The organism is Roseibium sp., assembly GCF_025698965.1.
Taxonomy (GTDB): domain Bacteria; phylum Pseudomonadota; class Alphaproteobacteria; order Rhizobiales; family Stappiaceae; genus Roseibium.
The window spans coordinates 1-10,607 of record NZ_JAILWL010000217.1 but is presented as its reverse complement, the minus strand read 5'-3'; the positions used below and the strand labels follow the sequence as shown (position 1 = coordinate 10,607).

General features: G+C 56.6%; 11 protein-coding genes. 7 read left to right on the top strand and 4 right to left on the bottom strand.

Features of this window, described 5'->3' with window-relative positions:
• The 4 genes from fabF to fabD all read right to left on the bottom strand — a co-directional run.
• Window positions 1-1,179: beta-ketoacyl-ACP synthase II (fabF, locus tag K5905_RS17650; protein ID WP_297586229.1), on the bottom strand; the 1,179-nt coding region annotated here is incomplete at its 3' end.
• A gap of 84 nt (window positions 1,180-1,263) precedes the next feature.
• Window positions 1,264-1,497: an acyl carrier protein gene (locus tag K5905_RS17645; RefSeq protein WP_008194310.1), complete on the bottom strand. Its 234-nt coding sequence runs from the start codon at window positions 1,495-1,497 to the stop codon at window positions 1,264-1,266.
• A 247-nt stretch (window positions 1,498-1,744) separates the two neighbouring features.
• Window positions 1,745-2,482 (bottom strand): 3-oxoacyl-[acyl-carrier-protein] reductase, encoded by a 738-nt coding sequence (gene fabG, locus K5905_RS17640; protein ID WP_297586219.1) that lies wholly within the window; start codon window positions 2,480-2,482, stop codon window positions 1,745-1,747.
• A gap of 69 nt (window positions 2,483-2,551) precedes the next feature.
• Entirely contained in the window at window positions 2,552-3,496 is a 945-nt protein-coding gene (gene fabD / locus K5905_RS17635) for an ACP S-malonyltransferase (RefSeq protein WP_297586218.1), read from the bottom strand.
• A gap of 541 nt (window positions 3,497-4,037) precedes the next feature.
• On the opposite strand from fabD, the gene rpsF reads away from it, so the two are divergent.
• The 7 genes from rpsF to K5905_RS17600 all read left to right on the top strand — a co-directional run.
• The gene (rpsF, locus tag K5905_RS17630; protein ID WP_297586216.1) at window positions 4,038-4,457 is read left to right on the top strand and encodes a 30S ribosomal protein S6; all 420 of its coding nucleotides are present in this window, start codon (window positions 4,038-4,040) and stop codon (window positions 4,455-4,457) included.
• Window positions 4,458-4,462: 5 nt separating this feature from the next.
• Complete coding sequence (rpsR, locus tag K5905_RS17625; protein ID WP_145340733.1) at window positions 4,463-4,711, top strand: 30S ribosomal protein S18; 249 nt, start codon at window positions 4,463-4,465, stop codon at window positions 4,709-4,711.
• Window positions 4,712-4,821: 110 nt separating this feature from the next.
• Entirely contained in the window at window positions 4,822-5,421 is a 600-nt protein-coding gene (rplI, locus tag K5905_RS17620; protein WP_297586214.1) for a 50S ribosomal protein L9, read from the top strand.
• A gap of 369 nt (window positions 5,422-5,790) precedes the next feature.
• Window positions 5,791-7,275 (top strand): replicative DNA helicase, encoded by a 1,485-nt coding sequence (locus tag K5905_RS17615; protein WP_297586212.1) that lies wholly within the window; start codon window positions 5,791-5,793, stop codon window positions 7,273-7,275.
• A gap of 172 nt (window positions 7,276-7,447) precedes the next feature.
• A complete protein-coding gene (gene alr, locus K5905_RS17610) occupies window positions 7,448-8,590 on the top strand; it encodes an alanine racemase (RefSeq protein ID WP_297586210.1) in 1,143 nt (380 codons plus the stop codon).
• A gap of 14 nt (window positions 8,591-8,604) precedes the next feature.
• Window positions 8,605-9,999, top strand: coding sequence for a DNA repair protein RadA (radA, locus tag K5905_RS17605; RefSeq protein ID WP_297586207.1), 1,395 nt, complete (start codon window positions 8,605-8,607; stop codon window positions 9,997-9,999).
• A gap of 74 nt (window positions 10,000-10,073) precedes the next feature.
• Window positions 10,074-10,607: CvpA family protein (locus tag K5905_RS17600; protein WP_297586204.1), on the top strand; the 534-nt coding region annotated here is incomplete at its 3' end.

The window sequence follows — 10,607 nt, the reverse complement described above, 5'->3', positions numbered from 1 at the left end:
CTTCGGCTGGTGCGGCACCAGGTCAATCTCGGTTTCAACCGACGGATTGTCGAGATTGATTGTCGGTGGCGCAATGCTGTCCCGAATTGCCAGCACCGAGAAAATTGATTCGACTGCGCCGGCTGCCCCAAGCAGATGACCAATCGAGGATTTCGTCGAGGACATGGTCAGGCCGGACGCATGCTCTCCCGCCAATCGGGTCACCGCACCCAGCTCAATTTCATCACCAAGCGGTGTCGATGTGCCGTGCGCGTTGACGTAGTCAACCTCAGCAGGTGTGATCTTTGCGCGTTTGAGAGCAGCGTCCATGCACCGGTATGCACCGTCGCCATCGGCCGACGGTGCGGTGATGTGATAGGCATCGCCCGACATACCGTAGCCGATCACTTCGGCATAGATCTTGGCACCGCGGCGCACAGCATGCTCGTATTCTTCCAGAACAACGACGCCTGCACCTTCGCCCATGACGAAACCGTCGCGATCAACATCATAAGGGCGTGAGCCCTTTTCCGGAGCATCGTTAAATCCTGTGGACAACGCGCGGCATGCGGCGAAACCGGCAAGTGCGAGACGGCAAACAGGAGATTCAGTCCCGCCTGCAACCATGACATCAGCGTCACCGAACGCGATCAGACGGGATGCATCACCAATGGCATGCGCACCCGTAGAACAAGCCGTCACAACCGCGTGGTTCGGACCTTTCAATCCATGACGAATGGAAACATATCCACCTGCCAGGTTGATCAATCGACCGGGAATAAAGAAAGGACTGACGCGCCGGGGACCCTTTTCCGCCAACAGATGCGCACCCTGCTCGATACCCTGCAGACCACCGATGCCGGATCCGATCAGAACGCCTGAACGCGCCTGCTGATCGTAGGTTTCCGCCTTGTAGCCGGAATCGTCCATGGCCTGGTCGGCGGCAGCCATGGCGTAGACGATGAAGTCATCGACCTTGCGCTGCTCTTTGACGTCCATCCAGTCATCAGGATTGAACGCGCCTTCTTCGGCAGGATCACGGGGAATTTGGCAGGCGATCTGGCAGGCCAGATCGTCAACTTTGAAATTCGCGACCTTGTTGGCCCCGCTCTTTCCTTCGAGGATCTTTTTCCAAGTGACATCGGCACTACCACCAAGTGGCGTCACCATGCCTACACCAGTTACGACAACTCGCCTCATACACCTGCACTTACGTTTGAAGGGCCAGGCGGGGAAAATGCCCCGCCGGCCCGAACTTCCAAAAAAGAAATAAGGGCGAAACCCTTACTTGTTGGCTTCCAGAAACTTTACAGCGTCGCCAACGGTCAGGATGGTTTCAGCTGCGGTATCCGGGATTTCTACGCCGAATTCTTCTTCAAATGCCATGACCAGCTCAACGGTGTCGAGGCTGTCCGCACCCAGATCATCGATGAAGCTTGCACCTTCCACAACCTTCTCTGCATCGACGCCGAGGTGTTCAACGACGATTTTCTTTACCCGATCCGCGATATCGCTCATCTTTCACTTCCTTAGTTTTCGTCTATTCATCTCTCGCGAATTTGCCCCAGACCGGTTTGCTACAAAGCGGCGGTGTGCACTCGCTGTCTTCAAGATGTCGCAGTGCATCCCAGCCTTACTATTGGACCCGGCTGCACAATTCGTAACAATCGGCGGGTTGGTAACACACTTTGTTGACCATTACCAGCCAGTCCAGACTGCTTCCAGGCAGCCCGGATTCTTTTTGCCTGCTTGGCAAAACTCTCTTTTAAATCATAGCCATGCCGCCATTGACATGGAGTGTCTGACCGGTCACGTAACCGGCTTCGTCACTGGCGAGGTAAAGCGCTGCAGACGCGATCTCGGCAGAAGTCCCCAAACGGCCTGCAGGCACACTGGTCAAAATTGATTCTTTTTGCTTGTCGTTCAATGCATCCGTCATCGCTGTTTCGATGAAGCCGGGCGCGATCGTGTTGACCGTGATGTTTCGGCTGGCAACTTCGCGAGCCAGGGATTTGTACATGCCGATCATGCCGGCTTTTGCAGCCGCATAGTTGACCTGACCCGGATTACCGGTCACGCCGACAACTGATGTGATCCCGATAATACGGCCGGAACGACGCTTCATCATGCCCTTGATTGCCGCGCGGCACAGACGAAAGCCAGAGGTCAGGTTGACTTCAAGCACCTGGTCCCACTCGTCATCCTTCATACGCATGAAAATATTGTCTCGCGTGATGCCGGCATTGTTCACCAGAATATCGACGGAGCCCATTTTTTCTTCTGCAGCCGGCAAGAGCGCATCAACAGCGTCACGATCGGAAAGATTGGCAGGCGTAACGAAAGCGCGCTCTCCGAGATCAGCTGCAAGAGCCTCCAGTTTTTCAGCCCTTGTGCCGGACAAAGAAACCGTCGCCCCTTGTGCATGCAGTGCCCGGGCAATCCCCTCGCCGATACCGCCAGTGGCGCCGGTGACGAGTGCGTTTTTCCCTTCCAAGCTGAACATCTGGGGTCCTTCCCTCGTTGTTTTGCCCCGTGCGGGGACTTTGGTCTTAGTTCCTGGCGCCCAAGTGGCTTAGCCGGAGATCTTTTCGAGAAGCGCGTCGATGTCTTCCGGTGCATTTACAGCAAGACCCGTTGCTTCCTTGTGAATCCGCCTCACCATACCGGTCAGGACCTTTCCGGTTCCGACTTCCACAAAGGTGTCCACACCATTATCTGCAAGCCAGGAGATGCTTTCCCGCCAACGCACGGTTCCGGTCACCTGTTCAATCAGACGGTTCCGGATTTCAATCGGGTCGGTGATCGGCGCAGCAAGAACGTTTGCGACGAGCGGAACCACCGGCTCCTTTATTTCGGCGTTTGAAAGCGCTTCGGCCATTGCGTCGGCAGCAGGAGCCATCAAAGAACAATGGAACGGTGCGCTGACCGGTAGCATGACTGCCCTGCGGGCTCCTTTGGCCTTGGCGATTTCAACGGCGCGTTCGACAGCAGCCAGGTGACCGGAGACAACCACTTGCCCGGGCGCATTGTCGTTGGCTGCCTGGCATACTTCACCTTGAGCTGCCTCTGCGGCAACTTCCACCACGACATCAAAGTCAAGACCGAGCAACGCCGCCATAGCACCCTGCCCGACAGGAACGGCATTTTGCATGGCATCGCCGCGCACCCGCAGAAGGCGGGCCGCGGTTGCGACCTCGACACCGCCCGCTGCTGCCAGAGCAGAATATTCACCCAGCGAATGGCCCGCGACATAAGAGACGCTTGCTTTCAGATCGAGGCCTCTGGCCTCAAGAACCCGCATGGTCGCGAGACTGACTGCCATTAATGCGGGCTGGGCATTCGCGGTGAGTGTCAGAGCGTCTTCGGGACCATTCCACATGATGTCGGAGAGTTTCTGCCCCAGAGCGTCATCCACTTCGTCAAAGACAGCTTTTGCCTCCGGATAGGTGTCGGCGAGTACCTTGCCCATTCCCACGCTCTGGCTGCCCTGCCCCGGGAAAGTGAATGTTATAGTCATCTGGAAAACGCCTCCGTGACACGTGCGCAGGCCACACTCGATTTGGCGACAGGCCTTCGACTTTTTAGAGAAAGCGGTGTTTCAGCCTCAGGGAGGTCTGAAATCGAACTTGGCGCGAGGCTATGATACGCTCTGCACCTCACTGTCAAGGCCCAGCCGCCAATCAATTTGAAAAATGATGCACTTTCCGGCTTTTTGTACTGTAAGAGGACATCAAATCGAGGAAACCGGAACGCCAATACGGTTGCCGTATGCGAAACAACGTCCCGACCGTGTTCTGTTCCTCCGACCGTCCAGGACAATCTAATAAGAAAATTATGCCGGCAGATCCGGATTGAACTTGCAATTTCCCCCAAACCGAGTATAGAGCGCGCTTCATCCGGGGTTTGGCCGGGGGCTGTACGGAAGAGCATTTGCTAGGATTCCTGAAAAGATCCGACTTCCCGTGTTCCCGCTCTCGTTAGATTTCTCGTGCCTTTCCGAAGTTACGAGGAGGCTTTGCGCCAACCCCGCGTTGTCAACACGAAGAAAGGCTATTTCCATGCCTCTTTACGAGCACGTATTCCTGGCTCGCCAGGACGTTTCGGCCCAACAGGTCGAACAACTCGTCGAACAGTACAAGGGCCTCATCGAAGGCGCTGGCGGTACGATCGGCAAGGTGGAAAACTGGGGTTTGCGTACCCTCGCATACCGCATCAAAAAGAACCGCAAGGCTCACTACACACTGATGAACATCAACGCACCGCACAACGCTGTTGCCGAGATGGAGCGTCAGATGGGCCTGAGCGAAGATGTTCTGCGCTTCATGACTTTCCGCGTCGATGAGCTGGACGAAGAGCCGTCCGCAATGATGCAGAAGCGTGACCGTGACGACCGCCGCGGCGGTGGTCGTGGCGACCGCGGCGACCGTGGCGACCGCCCAGGTGGTGGACGTCCTCCGCGCCGGGCTGAAGGGGAGTAAGAATAATGGTTGATATTGCACAGCTTCCGAGCCGTCGTCCGTTCTTCCGTCGCCGGAAGACCTGCCCGTTCTCCGGTGCTAACGCGCCGAAGATCGACTACAAGGACATTCGTCTGCTGCAACGCTACATTTCCGAGCGCGGCAAGATCGTTCCAAGCCGCATCACCGCGGTTTCAGCGAAGAAGCAGCGTGAACTGGCCCGTGCCATCAAACGCGCTCGCCTGCTCGGTCTGCTGCCGTTCGTGATCAGCTAAGCAACTCTTTAAAAAGTTGCTCATCTCCCGGGTCCGCCCGGGAGATCCGTATTGGGACCGCGGACATTCGGTCTCTAACCACCGAACCGGTGGGACAGTAGGAGAAAAACATGCAAGTTATCCTTCTTGAGCGTATCGCCAGACTTGGCCAGATGGGCGACACAGTTCGCGTACGCGACGGCTATGCCCGCAACTTCCTGCTGCCGCAGGGCAAGGCTCTGCGCGCCAACAAGGCCAATCTCGAGCGCTTTGAAAACGAACGCGCTCAGCTTGAAGCTCGCAACCTTGAGCGCAAGAGCGAAGCTGAAGCTGTCGCTTCCAAACTCGACGGCGAAGCTCTGGTCATGATCCGCTCCGCAGGTGAAACCGGACAGCTTTATGGTTCCGTTTCCACGCGTGACATCGCAGACGGCCTCACCGAAGCCGGCTTCACTGTCACCCGCAGCCAGGTCGAACTGCGCACCCCGATCAAGACAATCGGTCTGCATACTGTTCTGATCCAGCTTCATCCGGAAGTCGAAGTTTCCATCTCTGTCAACGTTGCCCGTTCTGAAGACGAGGCAGTCCGTCAGGCAGCCGGTGAAGACCTCACCACTCCGGAACAGGACGTCTTCGAATTTGAAGAAGACGAAGAAGCAGAAGGTGAAGGCACTGATGAAGAAGGTGCCGAAGTCTCTGAAGAAGCTCCAGCTGAAGAAGAAGAAGCCTAAGGGTTTCGATAAGGCTTCAACTGAACGAATCGGACGGCGCTGTTTGCAGCGCCGTTTTTTTGTTTTACCGGCAATGCTCTTGCCGATTGCTCGTGAATAGCCTCAACTGCCGCGTTCAAACTCGTCCGCAAGGTCTTGAATTGGCAGGCATTTCGTTAACCGGCTATTAATCTTCTCGAAAAATTATTTATTTTCAATAACTAAGAGCTAGTGCGTTGAGTCTTCAAACCGCTTTTGAGTCAAGCGAGATTCGATTCTTTCCCCGTTGATCTGCGATTGGCAGTGGGAAAAAAATTCTGCTGCTTTTGCTCCTTGAGACCTCCTTCGACTGAGAGTATTCCGAATGGACTTGGGTCATCGGGGGCAGAAATGAACGGCAAGTTGCAGAAAGTCGAAACGGAAGAAGACGTCCAGCGTCTCGCACCGCATAATGCAGAGGCCGAGCGTCAGCTTCTGGGCGCCATCATGGTGAACAACGAGACGTTCTACCGGGTGTCCGACTTTCTCGAACCGCACCACTTCTTCGTGCCGCCGCACCAGGATATCTACGAGAAGATCAGCCATCTCATCCGCGCGGGCAAGACCGCCTCCCCGATCACGCTGAAAACATTCTACCCGGCAGACGCGAAGATCGCAGACCTTTCCGCTACGCAATTTCTGCTGCGTCTGGCCGGTGACGCGGCTTCCATCATCAACGCGGAAGACTATGGCCGAACCATTTATGACCTCGCGATCCGCCGGAACCTGATCCGTATCGGCGAAGATATGGTCAACATCGCCTTTGACGCCCCCATCGACGTTCCGCCGATCCAGCAGATTGATGATGCAGAGCGACGATTGTTCGAGTTGGCAGAAACCGGCCGTAGCGAAGGTGGTTTTGTCGCCTTTGGCGATGCACTTACTGAAACCATCGAGATGGCGCACGCGGCCTATAATCGAGAAGGCGCGCTTTCCGGTATTTCGACAGGTTTGCGCGACCTCGACAAATTGATGGGCGGCCTACAGCACTCGGACCTTATCGTTCTGGCTGGTCGTCCGGCCATGGGCAAAACGTCGCTGGCAACCAACATCGCCTACAATATTGCCCAGGCCTACAAGTCGGAGGAGCAACCGGACGGTTCGATCAAGACAACCAACGGCGGTGTCGTCGGTTTCTTCTCACTTGAAATGTCGGCTGAACAGCTCGCCACGCGTATCATTTCCGAACAGGCGGAGATTTCGTCTTCCAAGATCCGACGCGGTGATATCTCCGAAGCCGAATTTGAAAAGCTCGCGGCCTGTGCCCAATCCATGCAGTCAACGCCGCTGCATGTGGATCAGACCGGTGGCATTTCCATTGCGTCTCTCGTTGCCAAGGCGCGCCGCCTGAAACGACAGCGCGGTCTTGATCTTCTGGTGGTCGACTACATCCAGCTGCTTTCCGGTTCCGCAAAGAACTCCGGCAACCGCGTGCAGGAAATCACCGAAATTACGACCGGACTGAAAGCGCTCGCCAAAGAACTCATGGTTCCGATCATTGCCTTGTCACAGCTTTCCCGTCAGGTTGAATCACGCGATGACAAACGCCCGATGATGTCAGACTTGCGTGAATCCGGTTCGATCGAACAGGACGCCGACGTGATCATGTTCGTGTTCCGAGAGGAATATTATCTTTCCAAGACAGAGCCGGAGCCGGACACGGTCGAATACGAAAACTGGCAACGGGACATGGAGCGTCTGAAAGGCAAGGCGGAAGTGATCATCGCCAAGCAGCGCCACGGTCCGACCGGCACCGCCAACCTGCACTTCGAAGGCCAGTACACCCGCTTCTCCGACCTTGCAGAAGACGACCATCTGCCGGAGAGGTATGAATAGAAAGGCCGCCGCCACCATCTGACAGCGGCCGACAATCGAACGTCAGGGATAGCCGCGCGCGCAATGGCCGCGGCTTTTCCTATATTCAACATTGGCGAAGCCACTGCCCCATGCGTTAAGCTCCGCGCCGAATCCGTTCGCCTGCATTTCAATCTGGAGCTACACCTAGACCGTGTCGTCGACTTCAAACCATCCCATTCCTTCCGGTTTATACGGTGGCCGCCTGACGATTGACCTTGATGCAATCTCAGACAACTGGGCTTATCTGCGAGGCAAGTTAAACGGCGCAACGGAATGTGCCGCCGCCCTGAAAGCAGATGCATATGGCACTGGGCAGGAAAAGGCCGGTCAGGCACTTTTTTCAGCGGGCTGTCGAACGTTTTTTGTGGCGGTACCAACGGAAGCTCTCGCTCTGCGCCAGACGCTTCCAGATGCCGTCATCTATGCGCTTGACGGTTTGTTTCCCGGAACGGCCGAGCACTTTGTCGAACACCGTATTCGCCCGGTTCTTGGATCTTTCGAGGAAGTGGTGGAATGGGCAGAATTCTGCAAAGTTGCCGGCAAGTCCTTTGAAGCTGCGGTTCACGTGGATACGGGTATACACCGGCTGGGGCTGGCTCCGGCGGAGTTTTCCGCTGCAATGAACGATCCCGATCTCATTGGACCGTTCGAACCTTCCTTGATCATGAGCCACCTGGCCTGTGGGTCAACGCCTGAGCATCCGATGAACGACCGGCAGCTCAAACTGTTCCGTGAGATCACCGAGCCTTTCCCGCAATTTCCGAAATCCCTCGCGAACTCCGCCGGTGTTCTGATGGGATCGGACTATCATTTCGATCTCGTACGCCCGGGAATTTCCCTTTACGGCGGTCAGGCTATCGAAACGGCCACCAACCCGATGAAACCAGTCGCCAAGGTTGAAGCCCGTATCATGATCGTGCGCGATGTCCCAAAGGGCGACACGATCGGCTATGGCGCCCGGCACACGGCAAAACGCGCCTTGAAAAACGCGGTTGTTGCCGCGGGATATGCCGATGGACTGCTACGCCGTGCCAGCGCGTCCGACGAACAATCGGGCGGCTTCGGTATGATCGGAGGTTACAAGGCCCCCATCCTCGGCCGGATTTCCATGGATATGATCACGCTTGATGTCACTGACGTGCCGGAAAAACTGCTTCAGCGTGGAGCCTTTGTGGAAATGTTGGGACCAAATGTTGCAGCGACGGAACTTGCGGCTTATGCGGAAACGATCGATTACGAATATCTGACGAGTCTCGGGCAGCGCTTTGAGCGTGTTTACGGCCCCCTCACCTGATCGGAGCGAATCCCATGGCACGGCGGTCCACGTCCTTTGTCTGCCAGTCCTGCGGCTCAGTCACTGCCAAATGGGTCGGACGCTGTGAATCGTGCGGTGAGTGGAACACCATCGTCGAAGAACAGACCGGAGGCGGCATTGGCGGCGGTCCAAGCCGGGCGAGCCGCAGCAAAGGTCGTGTCGTTCCTCTGGTGGGTCTTTCCGGCGACACCAAGGAAGCCCCGCGGATCCAGACCAACGTTGCAGAGCTGGATCGTGTCACCGGGGGCGGATTTGTTCGCGGGTCCGCGCTTCTTGTAGGTGGAGACCCAGGCATCGGAAAATCCACCTTGCTCATTCAGGCTGCTGCACATCTGGCCCATCTCGGCCACAAGACAGTCTACATCTCTGGAGAGGAAGCCATCGGCCAGGTTCGTCTGCGGGCTGAACGGCTCGGTCTGGCGGACGCACCGGTCGCTCTTGCCGCCGAAACAGGCGTGGAAGATATTCTGGCCACTCTGGAAGCCGATCAGGCCCCGGCCATGCTGATCCTGGATTCCGTGCAAACGCTTTGGACAGATCAGGTGGATTCTCCACCGGGGACGGTCACCCAGGTGCGTGCGTCAGCTCAAGCTATGGTGCGATACGCCAAGAAAAACGGCACAACGCTCGTGCTCGTCGGACATGTAACCAAGGACGGTCAGATTGCCGGTCCGCGTGTGGTCGAACATATGGTCGACGCGGTTCTGTATTTTGAAGGCGACGGCGCACATCAGTATCGGATCCTCCGCTCGGTCAAAAACCGGTTCGGGGCAACCGACGAGATTGGTGTCTTCGAGATGACCGGCAAGGGACTGGTGGAAGTCTCCAATCCCTCGGCGCTCTTCCTGGGAGACAGGACAACTTCCGCCCCGGGAGCCGCGGTTTTTGCCGGCCTTGAAGGATCCCGCCCGCTGCTCATCGAGATACAGGCGCTTGTCGCCCAATCCTCTCTGGGCACGCCGCGCCGCGCCGTCATCGGATGGGACAGCGCGCGCCTGTCCATGATCCTGGCGGTGCTCGAGGCACGCTGCGGTGTCCGCTTCTCGCAGCATGACGTCTATCTGAATGTTGCCGGTGGGCTTAAAATCAACGAGCCGGGAGCAGACCTTGCGGTGTCAGCCGCATTGATCTCATCGCTCAGCGGGCTTGCCCTTCCAGCCAATTGCGTCTATTTCGGCGAGGTCAGTCTGTCAGGGGCCATCCGGCCAGTGGCACAGGCCCAGTCAAGGCTGAAGGAAGCGGAGAAACTCGGTTTCGATCAGGCATATTGTCCGGAAGGCAATCTCAAGGACAGTGCCGCATCGACTTTCAAGGCGACCGGCCTGCCGGAACTTGGGGACTTCGTCGCCAAACTCTCGGCACAGGCTGGTGCTTCAGGGGCCGCATGACGCATGATGCCCCGGGGTGTGAACTAAAGATTTCAGCGCTTTTTTGAGCGCCAGACAGAGGATTTTTCAAGAACATGCCGATTACGCTGCTGGACGGACTGCTCTTGGCCATCATGTTCATCTCGGCAATCCTTGCAATGATCCGAGGATTTGTCCGCGAAGTTCTTTCCATCGTTTCCTGGGTTGCCGCAGCTGCCGCTGCGTTCTTGCTTTACGAGCGCGTCCTGCCTTATGCGAAACAATACATTTCGCATGATCTGGTTGCCATGGGTGCTTCCGCCGCAGCCGTTTTTCTGGTCACGCTCGTCATCGTCAGCTACATTACAATGAGAATTTCCGATTTCGTGCTCGACAGCCGGATCGGAGCACTGGACCGGACCCTCGGGTTTGTATTCGGCGCGGTGCGTGGTTTGCTTCTTGTTGTCGTGGCAATGATGTTCTTCAACTGGTTTGTGCAGCCCGAACAGCAACCGCAATGGGTTTTGGATGCAAAGTCCCGGCCGATCCTGCTGTCAATTGGCGAAAGGCTTGTAGCCGTGCTGCCGGAAGATCCGGAAAAAGCCATTCTCGACAGGATCCGGGAAAACAATCTAACCGGCAGCAGTGCC